The sequence below is a fragment of the Pseudomonas sp. PA15(2017) genome, assembly GCF_001945395.1.
Classification (GTDB): Bacteria; Pseudomonadota; Gammaproteobacteria; order Pseudomonadales; family Pseudomonadaceae; genus Aquipseudomonas.
The window spans coordinates 127973-149447 of sequence record NZ_MSXV01000055.1; the positions used below are offsets into that span (position 1 = coordinate 127973).

Consider the following 21475-nt stretch of genomic DNA (forward strand, 5'->3'; position numbering starts at 1 on the left):
GGCATGGCGCGCTCCCACAAGTCGGCAGCACGCACTTGAAGGCACCGGCCAACCCTGTGGGAGCGGGCCATGCCCGCGATTGCATCACCGCCGCCGTTGGCGCACATGGCGCGCACTCACAGGTCGGCTTACAGGGGATTTGCCGATGAACGCCGCTAACCAAACGCTGCTGGCCCGCGCCAGCCACAGGCTCGGCCCGCAGGTGTCGCTGGCCGTCGGCCTGCTGGTACTCGCCGTGCTGGTCGCCATGCCCGTACTGCACCTGCTGCCAGCCGAGCACGCACTGCACGTTTCCGCCTACAGCCTGACCCTGGTCGGCAAGATCCTCTGTTACTGCATCGTCGCCCTGGCGCTGGATCTGGTCTGGGGCTACGCCGGCCTGCTGTCCCTTGGCCACGGCCTGTTCTTCGCCCTCGGCGGCTATGCCATGGGCATGTACCTGATGCGTGAGGCCGCCGGCGACGGCCTGCCGGCGTTCATGAGCTTTCTCGCCTGGAGCGAGCTGCCCTGGTACTGGTACGGCACCGACAACTTCCTCTGGGCCCTGTGCCTGGTGGTGCTGGCGCCTGGTTTGCTGGCACTGGTATTCGGCTTCTTCGCCTTCCGCTCGCGGATCAAGGGCGTGTACTTCTCGATCATGACCCAGGCGCTGACCTTCGCCGGCATGCTGCTGTTCTTTCGCAACGAAACCGGCTTCGGCGGCAACAACGGTTTCACCAACTTTCGCAGCATCCTCGGCTTCGAAATCACTGCAGCGAACACCCGCGCCACGCTGTTCGCGCTTACCGTACTGCTGCTGGTTGGTAGCCTTTACCTGGGCTGGCGCCTGGCGCGCAGCAAGTTCGGCCGGGTGCTCACCGCCCTGCGCGATGCCGAGAACCGCCTGATGTTCTGCGGCTACGACCCGCGCGGCTACAAGCTGTTCATCTGGGTACTTTCCGCCGTGCTGTGCGGCCTGGCCGGAGCGTTGTACGTGCCCCAAGTGGGCATCATCAACCCCAGCGAAATGGCCCCGACGCAATCCATCGAAGCCGCCGTGTGGGTGGCCCTCGGCGGGCGTGGCACATTGATCGGCCCGCTGCTCGGCGCCGGTCTGGTCAATGGCATGAAGAGCTGGTTCACCGTGGCCTTTCCCGAGTACTGGCTGTTCGCCCTCGGCGCACTGTTCATCGTGGTCACTCTGTTCCTGCCCAAGGGCGTCATCGGCCTGCTCAAACGAGGGGACAAGTCATGAGAAGTGCACCGATTCCCGAAATGCTCATCGAACCGATTCCAGATGCAGCGGGCAGCGCCCGTGACGCCATCGGCCTGGGCCAGAGTGCCGGGCGTGGCCTCAACGTGCGCCACGGCACCATTCTCACCCTGGAAGACATCAACGTCGCCTTCGACGGCTTCAAGGCGCTGACCGACCTGACCCTGTACATCGGCGTCGGCGAGCTGCGCTGCATCATCGGCCCCAACGGCGCCGGCAAGACCACCCTGATGGACGTGATCACCGGCAAGACCCGGCCGAACAGCGGCACCGCGTTCTTCGGTGAAACCCTCGACCTGACCCAGATGAGCGAGGTCGAGATCGCCCAGGCCGGCATTGGCCGCAAGTTCCAGAAGCCGACGGTGTTCGAAGCGCTGAGCGTGTTCGAGAACCTCGAACTGGCGCAGAAGACCGACAAGTCGGTGTGGGCCAGCCTGCGCGCCAGGCTCAACGGTGAGCAGCGCGAGCGCATCGACGAGGTGCTGACCACCATTCGCCTGGACGGCTCGCGCCAGCGCCCGGCCGGCCTGCTGTCCCACGGCCAGAAGCAGTTCCTGGAAATCGGCATGCTGCTGGTGCAGGACCCGCAACTGTTGCTGCTCGACGAGCCGGTGGCGGGCATGACCGACGCGGAAACCGAATTCACCGCCGAGCTGTTCAAGTCTCTGGCGCGCAAGCACTCGCTGATGGTGGTCGAGCACGACATGGGCTTCGTCGGCAGCATCGCCGACCACGTCACCGTGCTGCACCAGGGCCGCGTGCTGGCCGAAGGCTCGCTCGACGCCGTGCAGGCCAACGAGAAGGTGATCGAGGTTTATCTGGGGCGCTGACGCGCCCCGGCTACAGGCTAAGAACGCTTTTGCCTGCCGCCCATGGCCTGAAGCCTGCAGCCCCAAAAACAGGAATCGAACCATGCTCCAAGTCCAAAGATTGCATCAGTATTACGGCGGCAGCCACATCCTGCGCGGCCTGTCGTTCGACGTGAAGGTCGGCGAAGTCACCTGCCTGCTCGGCCGCAACGGCGTCGGCAAGACCACCCTGCTCAAGTGCCTGATGGGCCTGCTGCCCGCCAAGGAGGGCAGCGTGCAATGGGAAGGCAAGGCCATCACCGGCTACAAACCGCACCAGCGGGTAAACGCCGGCATCGCCTACGTGCCCCAGGGCCGGGAAATCTTCGGCCGTCTGACGGTGGAAGAAAACCTGCTGATGGGGCTCTCTCGTTTCAGCGCTAAGGAAGCCAAGGAGGTTCCGGCCTTCATCTACGAGCTGTTCCCGGTGCTGCTGGAAATGAAGCACCGCCGCGGCGGCGACCTGTCCGGCGGCCAGCAGCAGCAGCTGGCCATCGGCCGCGCCCTGGCCAGCCAGCCGCGTTTGCTGATCCTCGACGAGCCCACCGAAGGCATCCAGCCTTCGGTGATCAAGGAAATCGGCGCGGTGATCAAGAAGCTCGCCGCCCGTGGCGACATGGCCATCCTGCTGGTCGAGCAGTTCTATGACTTCGCCGCCGAACTGGCCGACCAATACCTGGTGATGAGCCGCGGCGAGATCGTCCAGCAGGGCCGCGGTGAAACCATGGAGGCGGACGGCGTGCGCGGGTTGGTGGCGATCTGAGCGGTAAAAGGCCGCCACTGTACCTACGCGGCAGCTGCCCAAGCCGGTTATTCTTGCCGCCCGCCCACCCCACTTTCACCTGCCGGCCAACCCGCAGGCGCCAGGGTGGCGACGATCCGCGTCGACGAGCCCACTCCGGCAGTCGATCAGCACCAATCGCCCAGGCCACTGGCCGGCGGTGTTCACTGACGACAGACAAGAGGCAGAACATGACCCAGGTAGTTTTCATCACCGGCGCCACTTCCGGCTTTGGCCGCGCCACCGCTCGCCGCTTTGCCGAGGCCGGCTGGGCGCTGGTGCTTTCCGGCCGCCGCCAGGAGCGCCTGGAGGAACTCAAGGCCGAGCTGCAAGGCAAGGTGCCGGTGCATATCGCCACCCTCGACGTGCGCGATGCCACTGCCGTGCAGGCCCTGGTCGATAGCCTGCCTGCGCCGTTCGACAAGATCCACGCGCTGATCAACAACGCCGGCCTGGCCCTGGCCCCGGAAGCCGCGCAGAAGGTGGCGCTGCAGGACTGGCACACCATGATCGACACCAACATCACCGGCCTGGTAAACGTCACCCACGCGGTACTGCCCAAGCTGCTGGAAACCGGCAAGGGCGCCAGCATCATCAACATCGGTTCGGTAGCCGGCGAGTGGCCGTACCCGGGCGGCCACGTGTACGGCGCCAGCAAGGCGTTCGTCAAACAGTTCAGTTTCAACCTGCGCTGCGACCTGGTGTCCACCGGCGTGCGCGTCACCGACATCGCTCCGGGCATGGCGGAAACCGAGTTCACCCTGGTGCGCACCAAAGGCAACCAGGCCGCCTCCGATGCGCTGTACGGCAGCACCACGCCGCTGAGCGCGGAAGATATCGCCGAGCAGATCTTCTACGTCGCCACCCTGCCTGCCCATATCAACATCAACCGCCTGGAAATCATGCCCAGCCGTCAGGCCTGGGGCCCGTTCGCGGTCGACCGCGACAAGTAAGCGATTGACGGGCTCGCCTGCCCGTCACCGGCTCCCCTGACTCATCCGCGCGAGCCGCTGGGATAACTCTTCGATGGCTCGGCCCAGCTCGCGCAAGGTTGCGGAATCGCGTGCGCCCTCTTCGCTGGCGCCGTGAATACGCACGGCCAGCTCGCTGATCTCCTGGGTCACGTGGCTCTGTTCCTGAGCCGCGACGGCGATCTGCTGGGCGCGCTGGACGATATCTTCGAAGCCATTGACCGTGCCCTCCAGGGTCATTGCCACGCCATTGGCCTGCTCGACCGCCTCATGAGTACGGCGCACGCCGGCCTGCATGGTAGAGACCGCCTGGCCTGACGCATCGCGTAGCTGACCGATCATCACCTGAACCTCGTTGGCGGACGCCTGAGTACGACCGGCAAGGGTGCGCACCTCATCCGCCACCACGGCGAAACCGCGCCCCTGCTCCCCGGCGCGCGCCGCCTCGATCGCCGCGTTGAGCGCCAGCAGGTTGGTCTGTTGGGAAATGGAAGTGATCACGTCGAGCACGCTGCCGACCCGCTCGATATCGCTACCCAGGCGTCCGATCGCCGCTTCGGCCTGACCGATCTCCTGCGTCAGCGCCTGAATCGACGCGCTGTTACTGCGCACGTTCACCTGGCCCGCACGCGCCGACAGCAGGGAGCGGTCTGCGGTATCCGCGCAATCCGTGGTATTGCCGGCCACCTCCTGGGCACTGGCCGACATCTCGGTGATGGCGGTCGCCAGCAAGGCATTGTCTTCGCGCTGGTTTTCGGCACGCTCGGCAATGCCCTGCGACAGGCTCGCCAGCTCGGCAGCCTGACGCTCGAGCACGCGCGATTGTTCCGAGATGTCGAGCAGCATGTCGCGCAGCGAACCGGCGTAGCGATTCACCGCCGAGCGCAACGCACCGATTTCGTCGCGGCGACCGACGGGCAACTCGCTTCCACCACCCTCACCGAGCTGCTCGATCTGCGCGGTGGTTTCTTCGATCTGCGCCAGCAAACGACGCCCGGCGAGCCATGCCAGACCAAGCAGCACGGCCAGCAAGGGCAGCAGGAAGAGCAGAAGTTCCCCGGTCAGACGGTCACTCAGGCCGGCGACCTGGCGCTCGGGCGTCACGAGCCCGAGCTGCCAGCCAGTATCCCCCAAGGGCGCGAAGCTGACGTAGGAGCGCCCCTGCAGGCGCACGTCGAAATCGAGCATGCTGGTTGGCGTGCCAGCGCGTGCGGCCTGCAAGGCGGCCTGTAAGGGTGCGATCGCCGGGTCGCGCTCCACCAGCCCGGCCAGGGTCGGCAGCCCGTCGGTGGCATTGGCATCCGGGAAGAACAGCAGGTTGCCGGCCTGATCGACCACGAAGGCATAGCCACCGGTGACGTTGCCGCGCTCACTCAGGAAAGTGGCCAGGCCGTCGAGGCGCAGATCCACTGTCGCCACGCCAGCAAACTTTCCAGCCAGCTGATAGGGAACGCTGCAGGTGGTCATCGCCACGCGGGTCACAGAGTCGAGATAACCGTCGGACCATACGCAGCGACCGGCTGCAGAAGAGCGCGCCGCGCCGTACCAGGACTCCTGCTGATAGGGCGTCGCGGAAGCGCCGTTGTAATCGTCACTGTACTCGAGGCTGCCGCTCGCGCTGCGCGCCCAGAAGAAGCTGCGCAGCGCCACGCCGCTCTCGAAGACACCCGGTTCGGGCCACAGGCCGCCGCCGGCAATGGCGGCATTACCCTGGCTGTCGATCACACCCGGCAGCACGCCGCGCACCAACTCGGCATCACGCGGCAACGCCTCGGCCAAATGCGCCAGGCCCGCCGTGGTGCCCTGGATTTCGCTGAGCTGCAGTGCCAGCTGACGCGCCAGCGCGGCGGCGGCCTGCTCGGCGGATGTCACTCCCACCGCCATCAGCTGCGGCTTGCCACGCAGCGCCATGACCGAGTACACCGCCAGGGCGGTCAGGCTCAACAACAGCAGTACGCCTACGGTCATCCGCTTGCCTACAGCCACCGGAAACAATGCCATGTCGTTCTCCGCCGTTATCGGATCGGGGCGTTTCACCAACCTGCACGATTATTCGTACTAGGCGATCTGCCATTACAGCAAGTGGTTTCGGCGACGAACCGCTCAAGCGCAGGTAATTCACGTTTGCCTACGGCGAGCTCATCGCACGATACTGACCGCCACGACATACATTTCAAACCACTCCGAGCCTGCCCATGTCCCTTGCGATACGTAACGCCGTTGCAGACGACCTGCCCGCCCTGCTCGCCATCTACAACGATGCCGTGCTCAACACCACGGCGATCTGGAACGAGCGCCCCGTGGACCTGGCCAACCGCCAGGCTTGGTTCGATGCGCGAACCGCCCAGGGCTATCCGATTCTGGTGGCAGTCGACGAGACACAACAGGTGCTGGGCTACGCCTCGTTCGGCGACTGGCGGCCCTTCGAGGGTTTCTGCAACACGGTCGAACACTCCGTGTACGTGCGCCACGACACCCGCGGCCAGGGCCTCGGCCCGCTACTGATGCAGGCGCTGATCGAGCGGGCACGGGAAGTCGGCAAGCACGTGATGGTCGCCGCCATCGAAAGCGGCAACACCGCCTCGGTGCGCCTGCATGAGCGCCTGGGTTTCAGCATCACCGGGCAGATGCCCCAGGTGGGTTGCAAGTTCGGCCGCTGGCTGGACCTGACCTTCATGCAGCTGATCCTCACGCCGCAGCGCAGCACGCCATGAGCCTACGAATTCGCCCGCTCGACGAGAGCAGCTTCGAAAGCTGCCGCCCAGGCTTGATCGCCCTGTTGATCGACGCGGTGGCGAATGGCGCGTCCGTCGGTTTCCTGGCTGATATCGATACGCAGGAGGCGGATGCCTATTTCGACGACGTACGCCGCGCGCTTTGCAGCGGCGCGCTGGCCATCTGGGTTGCCGAGGAGGATGAAAAAGTGCTGGGCTCGGTGCAGCTCAGCCTGTGCCTGAAGCCCAATGGCTTGAATCGCGGTGAAGTACAGAAACTGCTGGTGTTGAGCAACGCGCGCCGCCGCGGTATCGCCCGGTTGCTGATGCAGCAGCTCGAAGCCCGTGCCGGGCAGTTGCAGCGCGGCCTGCTGTACCTGGATACCGAGGCCGGCAGCGGCGCGGAAGATCTCTATCGTACCCTGGGCTACACCCGCATCGGCGGCCTGCCCGATTACGCCTGCGGGCCGGACGGCCAATACCGGGCCAACGCCATCTACTACAAGACCCTTTCCCGACCCAGCTGACTATCGCAGCTGGCTGTCCTTGCTGCCGCGACGGTTGAAACCTCCGGCCCTGGCCTGTTCCTGATCGGCCTGGGCCTGGCAGTTCACGCACAGTCGCACGCCGGGCACGGCCTGGCGTCGCGCTTCGGGAATCGGCGCATCGCACTCTTCGCAATGGGTCAGGCTTTCGCCTTTGGGCAATTGACTGCGCGCACGCTGCACGGCGTCTTCGATGGTGCTGTCGATCTGTTCCTGCACGGCGCCGTCTTGCGCCCAACCGGTGGCCATTTCGCTCTCCCGAAAAAAGGTGCTGATCGCAAGATAGGAGCGCGCGGGCTGGATTGGCAAGGGGCAGCCGACGGCGGACGAATCGGCTCGCGTTGCGCGGCCGCTGTCCGGCGTGGCAGGTAGCGCGGGGTTATTCCTTGACGTTCATGAACTCGTCGGCCCAGGCCACGTAGTCCTCGGGCTGGGTGTACTTGTGCGCGAGTTCCGAGGCACTCAGGTCACTGGCGACGGCGTTGCGCTGCTCGCGCAGGCAGTCGTAAGTGGCCTTGATGGCCGCGAAGTACGCCGCATGGCCGTTGACCACGATGCGCACGCCGAGCTTGGCGAGGCGCTCGTTGTCGCGCAGCTTGGGGTTGCCGTAGGTCACCAGCATCAACGGCACGCTGAGGTGCTCGGCGATCTTCTCCAGGTGCTCGAAATCCTCGACACCGACCATGCAGATGGCATCGGCACCGGCCTTTTGATAGGCCACGGTACGCTTGATGACCTCATCGACGCTGAGCACGCCGGCGTTGGTACGGGCGATGATCGCCAGATCCGGGTCGACCCGCGCCTCCAGGGCCGCACGTACCTTGCCGACGCCTTCGGCGACGCTGATCAGGTCGGTCGACTTGCGGTTGAATTGGGCCGGCAGCAGGGTGTCTTCGATGGTCAGCGCGGAGATGCCGGCGCGCTCCAGCTCGACCACGGTGCGCATCACGTTCAGGGCGTTGCCGTAGCCGTGGTCGGCGTCGGCGATCACCGGCAAACGGGAAACACGATGGATGCGGGTAGCCTGCTCGACGAACTCGCTCAGCGTGATCAGCGCGAAATCCGGTGCGGCCAGCACCTGTAGCGAAGCGACCGAGCCGCCGAGGATGCCGACCTCGAAGCCGAGGTCGCCGGCGATGCGCGCGGACATCGGGTCGAAGACCGAGGCGGTGTGGTAGCAGGCGTCCGAAGCCAGCAGGGTACGGAAGGCGCGCCGCAGTTCATGGTGGGAAGCACGTTGCATGTTGGTCATAGGCATTGTCCAAACGTCGAATGAATCGGGTGCCCGACGGCCTTGTCGCCTGCCGTCTGAAGCGAATTCTCTGTCGTGCTGCGACCGATGGGCCGGGTGCCGGCAACTGCGCAGGCTGCCGCGCGGGTGCGTCGGCCTTCGGCTGATCCAGGCGTCGCAGCAAATTTCCCGCCAACTCAGCGCAGGGCGGTAGGTGGCTCTACATCGGGCAGCCACTGGCGGAAAATCGCCGAAAAGCTGCCATCCCGGCGCATTTCCGCCAGCGCCTCCTGCCAGGCTGCCACGATGGCCGCGTCGGTATCGCGGGAAAACGCGATGTAATACGACGACTCCATGAACACCATTTGCGGCTGCACGTCCGCCGGTTCGAGCCCTGCCGGAGCAAGCATGTCACGCAGCAGGATGTCCTCGAGCAGAATCAGGTTACCGCGGCCATGGGCGAACAGCGTGACCATGGTCTGCGGCGTCGGCACGCCGTACAGGTTCTGCAGCCCCTTGGCCTGCAGCGCCTCGTAGCTGTACCACTGCTTGGGCACCGCCAGTGGGCCGCTGGCCGCCACATCGTCGAGGCTGTCGACCTGCATTCCCCTGGACTTCAGCGAGTAGAAGCGCACCTTGCCGTGCAGGATCGGCCCGACCCACTGGAAACGCGACTCCCGCTCGGGCGTGCGCACCATGGCGAACAGCGCCACGTGCGGGCCGCGCTGAGCCAGGGTGTAGGCGCGGGTCCAGGGCATCATCTCGATCTGTGCGCTGGCGCCGGTTCGCTCGATCAACTCGCGCACCACATCGACACCGAAGCCGCGTAGCTCGCCGTCTTCCATGAACGCCGTGGGCGGGCCCGGCTCGGTGAGGATGCGCAGCTCGGCGTTCGCGCGTGCGCACAACAGCAACAACGCGAGAAACAGAACACCATGGCAACGCAGCGGGCCCATTTGGCCATCCCCATGAACGCTTCAACAAAATCGGCCGCCGGGCAATAAACTGCGCCAGCGTGCCGCCGCTCACCTGCAACTAAAGTGGGCAATTTTACCCCAGTGACCGGCCAATTTCAGCAAGCAGCGGTGCCCTCACGCGATTGATCGGCCGACTGCCTCGCTCGACCGGCGAAGGACTTTGTGTCGATTGCACCGACAATCGGGCTGGCGCCAGCGCCTCAGTCAGGCGATCATCGGCGCTCGCCCATCTACGCGCATCGACATGACCGACACCACGCAAACACCCGTCGCACCGCACAAACCCCGCCCGTTCATCGACCTGCTGATCAGCATCGTGATCCCGTCGCTGATCCTCATGAAACTCAGCGGCGAAGCCCGCCTGGGCCCGGATGGCGCACTGGTGCTGGCCCTGGCATTCCCATTGGGCTGGGGCGCGTTCGAGCTGGTCAAGTACCGTAAATTCAACTTCGTCGCCCTACTCGGTCTGGTCAGCGTGATACTCACTGGCGGCATCGGCCTGCTGCACCTGGACAACCAGTGGCTGGCCATCAAGGAAGCGGCGATTCCCGGCCTGATCGGCATTGCCGTCCTGGTATCGACGCGCACCCGCTATCCGCTGATCCGCACACTGCTGTTCAACAAGACCGTGCTCAACGTCGACAAGATCCACGACCGCCTGGAACAGGGCGGCCATACCGGGCGCTTCGAAGCCCGCCTGATGCGCGCCACCTACCTGCTCAGCGGCACCTTTTTCTTTTCCTCGGCAATGAACTACGTACTGGCCAAGTGGATCGTCACCAGCCCGGCCGGCAGCGAGGCGTTCAACGACGAGCTGGGCCGCATGACCCTGCTCAGCTACCCGATGATCGCCATTCCATCGATGATCATGCTGATGGCCATCTTCTACTACCTGTGGCGCACCATCCATGACCTCACCGGCCTCAAGCTGGAAGAGATCATGGCCAACGCCGAAGCAGACAAGAAGCCCTGACCGCCCATCGCATTGCCGGATATCTACGCCTATCTCGGGCTGTTCGCCGCCGCCTTCGGTGCGGCGACACTGCTGCCCCTGCAGTCCGAGGCACTTCTCGTGGCGCTGCTGTTCGGCGGCGCGCAGCCAGCCTGGATGCTGGTACTGGTCGCCAGCCTGGGCAACGTGCTGGGCTCGCTGGTCAACTGGTGGCTGGGGCGTTATCTGCAGCGTTACCGCAACAGGCGCTGGTTTCCGGTCAGCGAACAGCGCCTGCAACAGGCACAGCACTGGTATGGTCGCTACGGCCGCTGGTCGCTGTTGCTGAGCTGGCTGCCGGTAATCGGCGATCCGCTGACGCTGGTCGCCGGTATCATGCGTGAACCGCTGTGGCGCTTCACGCTGATCGTCACCCTGGCGAAAACCCTGCGTTATACCCTGTTGGCCGCGGCCACGCTGGGCCTGGGGTGGTAATGAGAAACACTCGGTAACGGCTAAAAAAAGGTGCCAGTTGAGCAACCGGCTCACCTCCGGGATACTGCGCACCCTATACGCCCACAACCTACCGGGTCATACCTCGGGGAAAGGGTCTGAACGATGGGTGCGAGAGCTCATCGAATGAATAATAGACTGCTCGCAAAGACGTGAAACAGGGGATCGCCGTTGCAAGGTACAAAACCCACCATAAAACGCAGTGACCTGATCTGGACGCTGATCGGGTTGTGCGCCGTGGTCGGGTCCTGTTTCCTGCTCTACCGCGAAGTGCGCAACATTTCCCTCGACGAAATCGCCGGCAGCCTCAGGGCCATTCCGCACCTGAACTGGATTCTTGCCGCTGGCGCCACTCTGGGCGCCTACTCGGCGCTCGCCTGGTACGACCGCATCGCCATCGCCCACCTGGGCAAGAAGATATCCTGGCGCTTCATCACCCTGTGCTCCTTCACCACCTACGCCCTGGCTCACAATATTGGCGCCTCGGTGTTCTCCGGCGCGGTGGTGCGTTACCGCGCCTACCGCACCAAGGGCCTGACGCCCCATGAAATCGGCATCCTGATCGTTTTCTGCTCCTTTACCTTCGCCCTCGGCACTCTGCTGGCCAGCGGCTGCGTGCTGGTGCTGCAGCCGGACCTGATCCACCGCGTGCTGGACGTCACCCCGTTGGTCTCGATAGCCATCGGCGGGTTCCTGCTGCTGTTGGTAGGCCTTTACGTGCTGGGCTCGTGGCTGCAATTCAAGCCTTGGACGTTCGGCAAGCTGCACGTCGAATACCCGCGCCTGCGTATCGTTGGCCGCCAGCTGCTGGCCGGCCCGCTGGAGCTGGCCTGCGCCGCGGCGATCATCTTCTTCGCCCTGCCAGAAGCCTACAACCCCGGCTACATAGTGGTGCTTGGCGTGTTCCTGGCATCCTTCTCCCTGGCCCTGCTGTCCCACGCACCAGGCGGCCTGGGAGTGCTGGAAGTCAGCTTCCTGGCGGCGCTGCCGGAGGTCCCTGCCTCGGACGTGCTGGCGGCGTTGATCGTGTTCCGTGGTTTTTACCTGCTGCTGCCCTTCGCCCTGTCGCTGATCGTCGTGCTGGGCTTCGAGTGGGGCCAATGGCGCGAGCGCCGCGAAGTACAAAATCCGCCACTGCCCTGACGAAGCGGCAGCACTGTTCGATCATTTCGCCTAGAATGCGCGGCCGTTTTTCCAGGAGCCGCGCGACATGCCCTTTTCCACCCCTGCCCGCGCCTGCGGTATCGACTTCGGTACCTCCAACTCCACCGTCGGCTGGCTGCGCCCGGGCGGCGACACGCTGATCCCGCTGGAAGACGGCAAGATCACCCTGCCCTCCGTAGTGTTCTTCAATCTCGAGGAGCGTCGCCCCGTCTACGGCCGCATGGCCCTGCACGAGTACCTGGAGGGCTACGAGGGCCGCCTGATGCGCTCGCTCAAGAGCCTGCTCGGCTCCAAGCTGCTGAAGAGCGAGACGGCGGTGATGGGCAGCGCCCTGCCGTTCAAGGATCTGCTCGGTTTCTTCATCGGCGAGCTCAAGAAGCGCGCCGAAGCGGTGGCCGAACGACCATTCGAAGCCGTGGTGCTGGGCCGCCCGGTATTCTTCGTGGATGACGACCCGCTGGCCGATCAGGAAGCCGAAAACACCCTGATCGCCGTGGCGCAGAAGCTCGGCTTCAAGGACGTATCCTTCCAGTACGAACCGATTGCCGCGGCGTTCGACTACGAATCCACCATCGAGCGCGAAGAGCTGGTGCTGATCGTCGACATCGGCGGTGGTACCTCGGACTTCTCCCTGGTGCGCCTGGCACCGGAGCGCCGTCAGCTCGCCGAGCGCCAGGGCGACATCCTGGCCACCGGCGGCGTGCATATCGGCGGTACCGACTTCGACAAGCAGCTCAGCCTGCAAGGCGTGATGCCGTTGTTCGGCTATGGCGGCCGGATGAAGAGCGATGCGCTGATGCCCACCAGCTTCCACCTCAATCTGGCGACCTGGCACACCATCAACGTCGTCTACTCGGCCGCCTCGCAGCGTGCGCTGCAGAACATGCGCTACGACATCGTCGACCCGACCGGCATCGACCGCCTGTTCAAACTGATCGAGCAGCGCGCCGGCCACTGGCTGGCGATGCAGATCGAAGAGAGCAAGATCGCCCTGACCGAGCAGCAGCAACACCCCATCGACCTGCAGCGTATCGAGGCGGGCCTGAGCGCCGAGCTGACCCGCGGGCTGTTCGAAGACAGCATCTCGGCACTGCTAGAACGCATCCGCGCTAGCGTGACCACGCTGCTCAGCGATGCAGGCGTGGGCCTGGAGCAGGTCGACACGGTGTTCTTCACCGGCGGTTCGAGTGGCGTCCCGGCCCTGCGCCAGAGCGTTGCTGCGCTGCTGCCCAACGCCCGGCACGTGGAAGGCAACACGTTCGGCAGCATCGGCAGCGGCCTGGCCATCGAGGCCAAGAAACGTTACGGCTGACACAGGTCAGCAACGTGGCGGCACCGGCCGGGAATGGAATGCTTTATATTTCCATCACTCACTTCCAGGGAATGGTCGCCATGCACACACTCGAACGTATTTATCCGCTGAAGATGGATGAGCGCCTGGCTGCCGACCAGGCAACCCTTGACCTGCACCTGCAGCGTTATGGGTTCGCCAGCCGCGCCCTGCAGGGCCAGCGCGTGCTGGATATGGCCTGTGGTTGCGGCTACGGCAGCGCACTGCTGGCCGAGCAGCATCCGGACAAACAGGTGGTCGGCATCGATATCGACCCGGAAGCGATCGCTTACGCCCAGGCCAACTATCAGCGCGAGAACCTGCGTTACCAGTGCGCCAATGCGGAGACATTCGCCGACGATGCGGGCTTCGACAGCATCGTCAGCCTGGAAACCATCGAGCACCTGCCCAGCCCGCAGCGTTTGATCGAAAATTACGTGCAGCTACTGGCCAAAGGCGGCGTGATCATCGCCTCGGTACCGACCACACCGACCCTGGATGGCAACCCCCACCACCTTCACGATTTCAGCCCGCGCAGCTTCTTCGCCCTGTTTCGCCGTCATGACCTGCGACCAGGGGTACGCTTCGAGCAGATCCAGCGCTGGGAGTTTTCCGGCCTATTCAAGAAACCGCAGAAAACGGCTCGCGAGCACCGCTCCGAAGGCGTCGGCAATGCGGTGCTGGCCTACTACCGCAGCCACCCGCTGTACCTGTTCAAGCGGCTCTTCTCGATCCTGCGCTACGGCCTCAGCAACCGCTACCTGACCTGCCGGTTCAGTGCCGACTAGTCAGGGCTGAGCAAGAAGGTAAGTGACGAAAGCTGTGCCTAACCCACTTGTGGGAGCGGGCGGGGACGCCCAGTCCATGCCCGCGAAAAAGTCACGGGCATGGCCCGTTCCCACAGGCAAAAGCAACAATGCCTGCTTTTGCCTTGAACCGCCCTTTAACGCGGTACCGCAGGTTTCTTGAGCGGCTTCTTGCCTTTGCCCTTGCCAGCCCCTGCGCGCTTGCGGGCGGCCTGCTGGTTACGCGCCTCGGCAGCCGCTTTGGCTTGCTCGCGCTTGTCCCAGGGTTTGCTGCCGTCACTGCCACGCGGCGGCAGGCCGGTGTGCTGGGTGAGAATGCGTCCACCCGCTGGTTTGCCGCCACCATTGCCGGCGACCTTCTTGCTACCAGCCGGCGTGGAATTCTTGCGCCGGGCACTCTGGTATTCATCGGCCTTTGGCTGATAGGTCGGGATCAGCTGATGCTTGCCATCACCGATCAGATCCGCACGACCCATACGCTGCAGCGCCTCGCGCAACATCGGCCAGCCTTTCGGATCGTGGTAACGCAGAAACGCCTTGTGCAAGCGGCGCTGCTCTTCGCTCTTGACGATGGTCACGCCGTCACTCTTGTAGGTGACCTTGCGCAGCGGGTTCTTGCCCGAGTGGTACATGGCCGTGGCCGTAGCCATCGGCGACGGGTAGAACGCCTGCACCTGGTCAGCGCGGAAGCCGTGCTCCTTGAGCCACAAGGCCAGGTTCATCATGTCTTCATCGGTAGTGCCGGGGTGGGCCGCGATGAAATAAGGAATCAGGTACTGCTCCTTGCCCGCTTCCTTGGAGTACTTCTCGAACATGCGCTTGAACTTGTCATAGCTGCCAATGCCCGGCTTCATCATCTGGTTGAGCGGACCTTCCTCGGTGTGTTCCGGGGCGATCTTCAGATAACCACCGACGTGGTGGGTGACCAGTTCCTTGACGTACTCCGGCGACTCGACGGCCAGGTCGTAACGCAGGCCCGACGCGATGAGGATCTTCTTCACACCCGGCAACGCACGGGCACTGCGGTACAGCTGGATGAGCGACGAGTGATCGGTGTTCAGGTTCGGACAGATGCCAGGGAACACGCAAGACGGCTTGCGGCACGCGGACTCGATTTCCGGACTCTTGCAGGCGATGCGATACATGTTCGCGGTGGGGCCGCCGAGGTCGGAAATGACCCCGGTGAATCCAGGCACTTTGTCGCGAATTTCCTCGATCTCACGAATGATCGACTCTTCGGAACGGTTCTGGATGATGCGACCTTCGTGCTCGGTGATCGAGCAGAAGGTACAGCCGCCGAAGCAGCCGCGCATGATGTTCACCGAGAAGCGGATCATGTCGTAGGCCGGAATCTTCTCCTTGCCATACGTCGGGTGCGGAATGCGCGCATAGGGCATGCCGAACACGTAGTCCATTTCCTCGGTGGTCATCGGAATGGGTGGCGGGTTGAACCACACGTCGATTTCGCCATGCTTCTGCACCAGCGCACGGGCGTTACCCGGGTTGGTTTCCAGATGCAGCACGCGGTTGGCGTGGGCGTAGAGCACCGGATCGTTGCGCACCTTTTCCATGGACGGCAGACGAATCACCGTCTTGTCGCGGGTCATCTTCGGGCTCGCGAGAATCTGCACGACCTTGGCTTCGTTGGGATCCTCGACATTTCCCTTCTCCTGCTCGATGGCGCAGGCCTGGGTGTCCTGGGTATTCACGTATGGGTTGATGATCTTGTCGATCCTGCCCGGACGATCAATGCGCGTGGAGTCGACTTCGTACCAGTCTTTCGGCGTATCACGGCGGATGAAAGCGGTACCCCGCACATCGGTGATGTCTTCGATCTTCTGGCCGTAGGACAGGCGCTGGGCAACCTCGACGATGGCTCGCTCGGCATTGCCGTAGAGGAGAATATCGGCAGTTGCATCGATCAGAATCGAGTTGCGCACGCGGTCCTGCCAGTAGTCGTAATGGGCGATGCGCCGCAACGAGGCCTCGATGCCACCGAGCACGATCGGCACATGCTTGTACGCTTCCTTGCAGCGCTGGCTGTACACCAGGCTGGCGCGATCCGGACGCTTGCCCGCCAGCCCGCCCGGTGTATAGGCATCGTCGGAGCGGATCTTCTTGTCCGCGGTGTAGCGGTTGATCATCGAGTCCATATTGCCGGCCGCCACGCCGAAGAACAGGTTCGGCTCGCCGAGCTTCATGAAGTCGTCTTTGGACTGCCAGTTCGGCTGGGCGATGATGCCCACGCGAAAGCCCTGGGCCTCCAGCAGACGGCCGATGATCGCCATGCCGAACGAGGGATGGTCGACGTAGGCATCACCGGTCACGATGATGATGTCGCACGAATCCCAGCCGAGCTGATCCATCTCCTCCCTGCTCATCGGCAGGAATGGCGCCGGGCCGAAACACTCGGCCCAGTATTTGGGATAGTCGAACAGCGGCTTGGCGGCTTGCATGGCGGTAACCGTTTTTGATCAGGAATTTCACGGGGCGCGGAATATAGCACAAATTTTAACCAAACCCGACTGCCGCGCTAGGTTGTACCGGGCATCCGATAGCAGGCATCGCGCTTCGCTTTGGTCATTCAAAAGCACGGCGTTCGGTGTACGCTTAGGCTTACACAACAAGACCCGCCTGCCTTCAGGAGCCCCCGCTTGCAGCGCCTAGCCACATTCCTGTCGCAGATCCTGATCCTGGCGGCCCTGAGCTTTTCGGCGCAGGCCGAGGTCATCAGCCTGACGGCCAGCAGCAGCGGCCAGAGTCTCAACGGCCAGGTGGAATTGCTCGAAGATCCCGGCGCCGCGCTGAGCATCGACGACATGGCCGATCCGGCCGTCCAGCAGCGCTTCACCCCCGCCAACGACAAGGCCAGCGTGGGCCAGAACGCCAACCCCTGGTGGATCAAGGTGACCCTGCGCGCCGAGGCCACGGCGCCCAGCCAGTGGTGGCTGGAAATCGCCTCGGTCACCCTGCTCGACCTGCAGCTGTACTTGCCGGACGGCCAGGGAGGCTGGCAAAAGCGCCAGTCCGGGGAGAAGGTGAGTTTCGCCGAGGGTCGCGACCATCCCCACCGGCGCATGTTGCTGCGCCTGCCCGCACTGGGCGAGCAGCCACTCACCTTTTACCTGCGCAGCTACGACCCGGCCGGCAACTCCTTTCCGCTCAAGGTCTGGCAACTGGACGACCTGAAAACCCAGGCCACCGGGGAAAATCTCTGGCTCGGCGTGATCTACGGCGTGATCACCGCGCTGCTGCTCTACAACCTGTTCCTCTTCCTGGCACTACGTGACAGCGCCTACTTCTGGTACGTGGTGACTACCGCCGGCGCGCTATTGATGATTCTCGGCATGACCGGCCACGGTTTCCAGTACCTGTGGCCAGGCTCGGCGGTGCCCTTCTGGCTCGATCGCATCAGCGTGCCGGCACTGTGGGGCTTCGGCGCCTGCCGCTTCACTCAGAAACTGCTGCAGACACGCCGTTTCCTGCCCTGGGCTCATCATCTGCTGACCATCAGTTGCGGCCTGTACCTGATGGCCATCGTGGCCGACGCCTTCGGCCTGCGCGCCGTTGGCGCCTGGATTTTCGTGCTGCTGGCGATCACCACCATCCCCACCGCCATCTGGGCTTCGCTGAAGCGCTGGCGCCAGGGCTACTTTCCGGCCTGCCTGTATTTCTGCGGGTACGGCATGATCCTCGCGAGCGTCAACCTGCTGCTGCTACGCGCCACCGGCATCATCCAACCGGCGGCCTGGAACAGCTACGTGTTTCCGGTCGCGGTGGCGCTGGAGTCGATCCTGTTCTCGTTCGCCCTCGCCTACCGCATTCAGCTGCTGAAGAACCAGCGGGCCGAAGCGCTGCAGCGCGCCGACGAGGAAAAAGGTGCGCGCCTGGCCCAGGTACAAGCCAGCGCCGATGACCTGCAACTGGCCGTGGAGCGGCGTACCGCCGAGCTGAAAAGCGCCAACCTGCAACTCTCCCAGCAGAAGCAGGAACTGCGGCATGCTGCCTTTCACGATGCGCTGACCGACCTGCCCAACCGTCGTCACCTGGTGGAGCAGTGCGAGAGCGCCTTGCGCGGTGCACGGCAGAGCGATGAGAACCTGGCGCTGCTGCTGATCGACCTGGATCACTTCAAGCCGATCAACGACCAGCACGGCCACGATGCCGGCGACCTGCTGCTGCAGCACATCGGCCGAAGGCTGCGCGAGCATGTGCGCGGCAGCGATACGGTGGCGCGCCTGGGCGGGGATGAATTCGCGGTACTGATCGGCGGCGCCGATGCCCAGCACTACGCGGGGGATGTCGCCGAACGCCTGCTCGCCGAACTGGCCCGTCCGGTGGACTATGCCGGCCACGCCCTGAACGTCAGCATCAGCATCGGCGCGGCATTCTACCCCCAACACGCCGAGCAGTTCGCCGGCCTCTACAAGGCAGCCGACCAGGCGCTCTATCAGGCCAAGGCAGCCGGCCGTTCAGGTTACGCGGTGTTCCAGCCGGCCGACTGAGGCATCACTCGTCGTCGAACTGGTAGCTGCCGGGCGCCAGGTTCTCGAAGCGCGAGTACTTGCCGAGGAAGGCCAGGCGCGCGGTCCCCAGGGGGCCGTTACGCTGCTTGCCGATGATGATTTCGGCGACGCCCTTGTACTCGGTCTCCGGGTGGTAGACCTCGTCCCGGTATACGAAAAGGATGATGTCGGCGTCCTGCTCGATCGCCCCGGATTCACGTAAGTCGGAGTTGATCGGGCGCTTGTTGGGCCGCTGTTCCAGGCCCCGGTTGAGCTGCGAGAGGGCAATGACCGGGCAGTTGAATTCCTTGGCCAGCGCCTTGAGCGAGCGCGAGATCTCGGAAATCTCGTTGACCCGGCTATCACCGCTGGAGCCGGGAATCTGCATCAGCTGCAGGTAGTCGACCATGATCAGGCCGATCTCGCCGTGCTCGCGGGCAAGGCGCCGGGTGCGTGCGCGCATCTCGCTGGGCGAGATACCGGCGGTGTCGTCGATGAACAGTTTGCGGTCATTGAGCAGGTTGACCGCCGAAGTCAGCCGCGGCCAGTCGTCATCGTCCAGGCGGCCGGCACGCACCTTGGTCTGGTCGATGCGACCGAGGGACGCCAGCATACGAATCACGATGGATTCGGAAGGCATCTCCAGGGAATACACCAGGATCGACTTGTCGCTGCGCATCAGCGCGTTTTCCACCAGGTTCATGGCGAAGGTGGTCTTACCCATCGATGGACGACCGGCGACGATGATCATGTCGGCCGGCTGCAGGCCGCTGGTCAGGTTGTCCAGATCGGAAAAGCCGGTGGACAGGCCGGTGATCGCGTCGCCGTTGTTGAACAGCTCGTCGATGCGATCGATGGCCTTGACCAGGATGTCATTGATGCCCACCGGGCCACCGGTCTTCGGCCGCGCCTCGGCGATCTGGAAGATCAGCCGCTCGGCCTCATCGAGGATCTCTTCGCCGGTACGGCCTTCGGGTGCGTAAGCACTGTCGGCGATATCGTTGCTGATACCGATCAACTTACGCAGCGTGGCCCGCTCGCGAATGATGCTGGCATAGGCCTTGATGTTGGCCACCGACGGCGTGTTCTTGGCCAGCTCGCCCAGGTACGCCAGGCCGCCGACCTGCGACAACTGCCCTTCCTTGTCGAGCTGCTCGGACAGGGTAACCACGTCGAACGGCTGGTTGCGCTCGGCGAGCTTGAAGATGGCGCGAAAGACCAGGCGATGGTCATGGCGATAGAAGTCGCCATCGGACACCTGATCCAGCACGCGCTCCCAGGCGTTGTTGTCGAGCATCAAACCACCGAGCACCGCCTGCTCGGCCTCGATCGAGTGCGGAGGCACCTTCAGGGCTGCGGTTTGCAGGTCGTACTGTTCGGGGATGCTGATGTCGTTCATGGGCGCCTGGAGAGAATGCTTGCGGTGAAAAACAAAGGGCACGGTACCGCTTTCGCAATACCGTGCCCGATGTTAGCGGGTAGGCACCTGAGTGCAAACCCGCTAAGCAGTTCGCTGTGACTTAGGCAGCGACTACGACAACCTTGACGGTTGCTTCGACATCGCTGTGCAGGTGCACGGCTACGTCGTATTCGCCAACCTGGCGAATGGTGCCGTTCGGCAGACGAACTTCGGCCTTGGCCACTTCAACGCCGGAGGCGGTCAGGGCGTCAGCGATGTCGTGGGTGCCGATGGAACCGAACAGCTTGCCTTCATCACCAGCGGTAGCGGTGATGGTGACTTCCAGCTCAGCCAGCTGAGCAGCGCGAGATTCGGCGGACGCCTTCTTCTCGGCAGCGGCTTTTTCCAGCTCGGCGCGACGTGCTTCGAAAGCAGCGACGTTGGCTTCGGTGGCAGCGGTAGCTTTGCCTTGCGGCAGCAGGAAGTTACGGCCGTAACCGGCTTTAACGTTCACTTTGTCGCCCAGGTTGCCCAGGTTGGCGATTTTTTCCAGCAGGATGACTTCCATTTGGGTGTTACCTCTTAACTTTTAACCTTCACCGTTGGCGGAACCCGAACCGGGCTTGTCCGCCAGACGACCACGAAAATCAAACAGACTGTCGACGATGGCTAACACCACCAGCAAGGGAAAGGTCAGCTGCATGAACAGCAGCAGCGTGATGTACATACCGACCAGCCAGAACTTCGACAGTCGGCCCTTGGCCACCAGCCCGTGCAACAGGGCGATGCCCGCGAACGCCAGCGGAACACTGCACAACGGTGTCAGCATGGCCATCTCGACACCCAGACTGGGCCCGAGCAGCATGCCGACCAGCAGTAACATCGCCAGCATCGGCGGAAATCTCAGCTCACGGAACTCCGCGCCGAAACCTCCAGGGTTGTACAACGACGCTTGCCAGAACCGCCCAAGCATCAGGCTCAGCAGGCTGACCACCTGCAGCAACGCTGCCAGCAATCCGGTCAGGATCGGTGCAATGAGACTCTGCAGAAGGGTCTGATCGTCCACCGACATCTGTTGGTGAACCCCATCGAACATCTGCGGCAGCAGCTTGCTCAGCTCCTGCGCCATGGCTTCGATGGGCTCGCGAAACGTCGCCCCCAAAACCAGTCCATACACCAGGCCCAGCGCGATGCTGAACAACAGCACCCGCCTCCAGGACGGATTGGCGCGCAATACACACGCCAGCCCTAGCGCGCCCAGCAACACCAGCAAGGTGCGCGGTTCGCCGAAGTACCACCAGCCAATGGCCGGCAGCAACGCCCAGGCAAGGATGCCGATGGCATCACTCAGGCCACGCCGCAGAAGCACTAGGCTTCCCGCGGCGGCACTCAACCAGAACAGCAGCGGCAAAGCTGCAGAACCGACCACCACGAGGGTGGCCTGCATACGGCCGCGCATGATGAATTCTGCCAAGGCGCGCATGCGATATATCCCTTACTACTTGTCG

20 protein-coding genes and 1 pseudogene are annotated in these 21475 nt (G+C 63.8%); 12 read left to right on the plus strand and 9 right to left on the minus strand.

Translation table 11 applies throughout. The features are described from left to right. Positions 1–145 precede the first annotated feature (145 nt). The 4 genes from urtC to BVH03_RS20330 all read left to right on the plus strand — a co-directional run bounded on the left by urtC (position 146) and on the right by BVH03_RS20330 (position 3834). On the plus strand, positions 146–1234 hold the full coding sequence (gene urtC, locus BVH03_RS20315) for an urea ABC transporter permease subunit UrtC (RefSeq protein WP_075962864.1): 1089 nt from the start codon (positions 146–148) through the stop codon (positions 1232–1234). Beyond that, positions 1231–2082, plus strand: a complete 852-nt coding sequence (urtD, locus tag BVH03_RS20320; RefSeq protein ID WP_075962865.1) for an urea ABC transporter ATP-binding protein UrtD — start codon at positions 1231–1233, stop codon at positions 2080–2082. Before urtC ends, urtD begins: the two co-directional genes overlap by 4 nt. An 82-nt stretch (positions 2083–2164) precedes the next feature. Next, a complete protein-coding gene (gene urtE, locus BVH03_RS20325; RefSeq protein ID WP_075962866.1) occupies positions 2165–2863 on the plus strand; it encodes an urea ABC transporter ATP-binding subunit UrtE in 699 nt (232 codons plus the stop codon). A 209-nt stretch (positions 2864–3072) separates the two neighbouring features. Beyond that, complete coding sequence (locus tag BVH03_RS20330) at positions 3073–3834, plus strand: SDR family NAD(P)-dependent oxidoreductase (protein ID WP_075962867.1); 762 nt, start codon at positions 3073–3075, stop codon at positions 3832–3834. Between the two features lie 24 nt (positions 3835–3858). Here BVH03_RS20330 and BVH03_RS27300 read toward each other — a convergent pair whose 3' ends face one another. Both BVH03_RS27300 and BVH03_RS27305 read right to left on the minus strand, forming a co-directional pair. Further along, entirely contained in the window at positions 3859–4698 is an 840-nt protein-coding gene (locus tag BVH03_RS27300; RefSeq protein WP_371915379.1) for a methyl-accepting chemotaxis protein, read from the minus strand. Between the two features lie 12 nt (positions 4699–4710). After that, positions 4711–5853: pseudogene (locus tag BVH03_RS27305) on the minus strand (cache and HAMP domain-containing protein); the annotation flags it as partial. 194 nt (positions 5854–6047) lie between these two features. Here BVH03_RS27305 and BVH03_RS20340 point away from each other — a divergent pair. Next, a complete protein-coding gene (locus tag BVH03_RS20340) occupies positions 6048–6566 on the plus strand; it encodes a GNAT family N-acetyltransferase (protein WP_075962869.1) in 519 nt (172 codons plus the stop codon). Then, positions 6563–7093, plus strand: coding sequence for a GNAT family N-acetyltransferase (locus BVH03_RS20345; protein ID WP_075962870.1), 531 nt, complete (start codon positions 6563–6565; stop codon positions 7091–7093). Before BVH03_RS20340 ends, BVH03_RS20345 begins: the two co-directional genes overlap by 4 nt. Here BVH03_RS20345 and BVH03_RS20350 read toward each other — a convergent pair whose 3' ends face one another. The 3 genes from BVH03_RS20350 to BVH03_RS20360 form a co-directional block, all read right to left on the minus strand. Next, complete coding sequence (locus BVH03_RS20350; RefSeq protein WP_075962871.1) at positions 7094–7360, minus strand: DksA/TraR family C4-type zinc finger protein; 267 nt, start codon at positions 7358–7360, stop codon at positions 7094–7096. A 130-nt stretch (positions 7361–7490) separates the two neighbouring features. Next, on the minus strand, positions 7491–8354 hold the full coding sequence (locus BVH03_RS20355) for an oxaloacetate decarboxylase (protein WP_075962994.1): 864 nt from the start codon (positions 8352–8354) through the stop codon (positions 7491–7493). 185 nt (positions 8355–8539) lie between these two features. Further along, positions 8540–9298 carry an ABC transporter substrate-binding protein gene (locus tag BVH03_RS20360; RefSeq protein ID WP_075962872.1) on the minus strand — a complete coding sequence of 253 codons (759 nt, stop codon included), beginning with the start codon at positions 9296–9298 and terminating at the stop codon, positions 8540–8542. A gap of 265 nt (positions 9299–9563) precedes the next feature. On the opposite strand from BVH03_RS20360, the gene BVH03_RS20365 reads away from it, so the two are divergent. From BVH03_RS20365 to BVH03_RS20385, 5 genes are all read left to right on the plus strand, one after another. Further along, a complete protein-coding gene (locus BVH03_RS20365) occupies positions 9564–10292 on the plus strand; it encodes a VC0807 family protein (RefSeq protein WP_075962873.1) in 729 nt (242 codons plus the stop codon). 12 nt (positions 10293–10304) lie between these two features. Beyond that, positions 10305–10745 (plus strand): YqaA family protein, encoded by a 441-nt coding sequence (locus BVH03_RS20370; protein WP_075962874.1) that lies wholly within the window; start codon positions 10305–10307, stop codon positions 10743–10745. A gap of 189 nt (positions 10746–10934) precedes the next feature. Further along, complete coding sequence (locus BVH03_RS20375) at positions 10935–11906, plus strand: YbhN family protein (protein ID WP_075962875.1); 972 nt, start codon at positions 10935–10937, stop codon at positions 11904–11906. A gap of 67 nt (positions 11907–11973) precedes the next feature. Further along, complete coding sequence (locus BVH03_RS20380; RefSeq protein ID WP_075962876.1) at positions 11974–13239, plus strand: Hsp70 family protein; 1266 nt, start codon at positions 11974–11976, stop codon at positions 13237–13239. Positions 13240–13319: 80 nt separating this feature from the next. Further along, positions 13320–14045, plus strand: a complete 726-nt coding sequence (locus tag BVH03_RS20385) for a bifunctional 2-polyprenyl-6-hydroxyphenol methylase/3-demethylubiquinol 3-O-methyltransferase UbiG (RefSeq protein ID WP_075962996.1) — start codon at positions 13320–13322, stop codon at positions 14043–14045. Between the two features lie 155 nt (positions 14046–14200). Here the strand turns inward: BVH03_RS20385 and BVH03_RS20390 are convergent, their stop codons facing one another. After that, positions 14201–16519 (minus strand): YgiQ family radical SAM protein, encoded by a 2319-nt coding sequence (locus tag BVH03_RS20390; protein WP_075962877.1) that lies wholly within the window; start codon positions 16517–16519, stop codon positions 14201–14203. Positions 16520–16717: 198 nt separating this feature from the next. Here BVH03_RS20390 and BVH03_RS20395 point away from each other — a divergent pair, with 198 nt between their 5' ends. Beyond that, on the plus strand, positions 16718–18568 hold the full coding sequence (locus BVH03_RS20395; RefSeq protein WP_075962878.1) for a diguanylate cyclase domain-containing protein: 1851 nt from the start codon (positions 16718–16720) through the stop codon (positions 18566–18568). Positions 18569–18572: 4 nt separating this feature from the next. Here BVH03_RS20395 and dnaB read toward each other — a convergent pair whose 3' ends face one another. From dnaB to BVH03_RS20410, 3 genes are all read right to left on the minus strand, one after another. Continuing rightward, positions 18573–19967, minus strand: coding sequence for a replicative DNA helicase (gene dnaB / locus BVH03_RS20400; RefSeq protein ID WP_075962879.1), 1395 nt, complete (start codon positions 19965–19967; stop codon positions 18573–18575). A 121-nt stretch (positions 19968–20088) separates the two neighbouring features. After that, on the minus strand, positions 20089–20535 hold the full coding sequence (rplI, locus tag BVH03_RS20405; protein ID WP_075962880.1) for a 50S ribosomal protein L9: 447 nt from the start codon (positions 20533–20535) through the stop codon (positions 20089–20091). A 21-nt stretch (positions 20536–20556) separates the two neighbouring features. After that, entirely contained in the window at positions 20557–21450 is an 894-nt protein-coding gene (locus tag BVH03_RS20410) for a hypothetical protein (protein ID WP_075962881.1), read from the minus strand. Between the last annotated feature and the right edge of the window lie 25 nt (positions 21451–21475).

Bases quoted from the DNA above. Each gene is read 5' to 3' on its own strand.
- urtC (WP_075962864.1), top strand. From the start codon at position 146: ATGAACGCCGCTAACCAAACGCTGCTGGCCCGCGCCAGCCACAGGCTC.
- urtD (WP_075962865.1), top strand. From the start codon at position 1,231: ATGAGAAGTGCACCGATTCCCGAAATGCTCATCGAACCGATTCCAGAT.
- urtE (WP_075962866.1), top strand. From the start codon at position 2,165: ATGCTCCAAGTCCAAAGATTGCATCAGTATTACGGCGGCAGCCACATC.
- BVH03_RS20330 (WP_075962867.1), top strand. From the start codon at position 3,073: ATGACCCAGGTAGTTTTCATCACCGGCGCCACTTCCGGCTTTGGCCGC.
- BVH03_RS27300 (WP_371915379.1), bottom strand. From the start codon at position 4,698: ATGCTGCTCGACATCTCGGAACAATCGCGCGTGCTCGAGCGTCAGGCT.
- BVH03_RS20340 (WP_075962869.1), top strand. From the start codon at position 6,048: ATGTCCCTTGCGATACGTAACGCCGTTGCAGACGACCTGCCCGCCCTG.
- BVH03_RS20345 (WP_075962870.1), top strand. From the start codon at position 6,563: ATGAGCCTACGAATTCGCCCGCTCGACGAGAGCAGCTTCGAAAGCTGC.
- BVH03_RS20350 (WP_075962871.1), bottom strand. From the start codon at position 7,360: ATGGCCACCGGTTGGGCGCAAGACGGCGCCGTGCAGGAACAGATCGAC.
- BVH03_RS20355 (WP_075962994.1), bottom strand. From the start codon at position 8,354: ATGCAACGTGCTTCCCACCATGAACTGCGGCGCGCCTTCCGTACCCTG.
- BVH03_RS20360 (WP_075962872.1), bottom strand. From the start codon at position 9,298: ATGGGCCCGCTGCGTTGCCATGGTGTTCTGTTTCTCGCGTTGTTGCTG.
- BVH03_RS20365 (WP_075962873.1), top strand. From the start codon at position 9,564: ATGACCGACACCACGCAAACACCCGTCGCACCGCACAAACCCCGCCCG.
- BVH03_RS20380 (WP_075962876.1), top strand. From the start codon at position 11,974: ATGCCCTTTTCCACCCCTGCCCGCGCCTGCGGTATCGACTTCGGTACC.
- BVH03_RS20385 (WP_075962996.1), top strand. From the start codon at position 13,320: ATGCACACACTCGAACGTATTTATCCGCTGAAGATGGATGAGCGCCTG.
- BVH03_RS20390 (WP_075962877.1), bottom strand. From the start codon at position 16,519: ATGCAAGCCGCCAAGCCGCTGTTCGACTATCCCAAATACTGGGCCGAG.
- dnaB (WP_075962879.1), bottom strand. From the start codon at position 19,967: ATGAACGACATCAGCATCCCCGAACAGTACGACCTGCAAACCGCAGCC.
- rplI (WP_075962880.1), bottom strand. From the start codon at position 20,535: ATGGAAGTCATCCTGCTGGAAAAAATCGCCAACCTGGGCAACCTGGGC.
- BVH03_RS20410 (WP_075962881.1), bottom strand. From the start codon at position 21,450: ATGCGCGCCTTGGCAGAATTCATCATGCGCGGCCGTATGCAGGCCACC.